Below are 582 nucleotides of genomic sequence, written 5' to 3'. Positions count from 1 at the left end.
TGAGCGACCGCTTCGATCACCCGATCTCGACGGGCGAAGCGCTCGTCCCGCACAGCGACCACTGGCCGTTCGTGAAGCGAGGAATTCCTGGGTACATGATCTCCGGCGAAACCGAGGGGCGCGGCCGCGGGTGGGGTCACACCCACGCGGACACGCTCGACAAGCTGGAGTCGCGGAACCTCCGGGAGCAGGCGATCCTGCTGACCGAACTGGTCGTCGACCTCGCTGAGGCCGACGCGTCGATCCCGCGCCGGGACACCGACGAGATCGCGGCGGCGCTCGAAGCGGAGGGGAAGGCGACGGGTATGAAGCTCACCGGCGACTGGGCGTTCTGAGGCGGCGAAAGCGGGGAAAACGGGACGCAGGTTGGCGGTTCGTCAGGCGACGACGAACTGGTTCCAGAACCCCTCGACGAGGAAGAACAGCGCGAAGTACGACGACCAGATCAGCACGACGAGCGAGGCGGCGATCGAGCTCTTCGGCGCCTCGATCTCCATGTCGTTGCGGGCCTCGACGTTGCGGGCCTCCAGCTCGAAGAAGTCGGCGATGAACATCGCGAGCACGAGCACGGAGAGGATCGTC

General features: G+C 66.5%; 1 protein-coding gene and 1 pseudogene. One reads left to right on the top strand and one right to left on the bottom strand.

Annotated features, from left to right (window positions below; all coding sequences use genetic code 11):
- Positions 1-335: M28 family peptidase (locus EXE42_RS16490; RefSeq protein WP_137707010.1), on the top strand; the 335-nt coding region annotated here is incomplete at its 5' end.
- A 42-nt stretch (positions 336-377) separates the two neighbouring features.
- On the opposite strand, the pseudogene EXE42_RS16485 reads toward EXE42_RS16490, so the two are convergent.
- Positions 378-582, bottom strand: a pseudogene (locus tag EXE42_RS16485) (hypothetical protein); the annotation flags it as partial.

The organism is Halorubrum sp. SP3 (assembly GCF_005435195.1).
Taxonomy (GTDB): Archaea; Halobacteriota; Halobacteria; order Halobacteriales; family Haloferacaceae; genus Halorubrum; species Halorubrum sodomense.
Note: the sequence above shows the minus strand (reverse complement) of the source record. Positions and strands in the feature narration are given on the sequence as shown.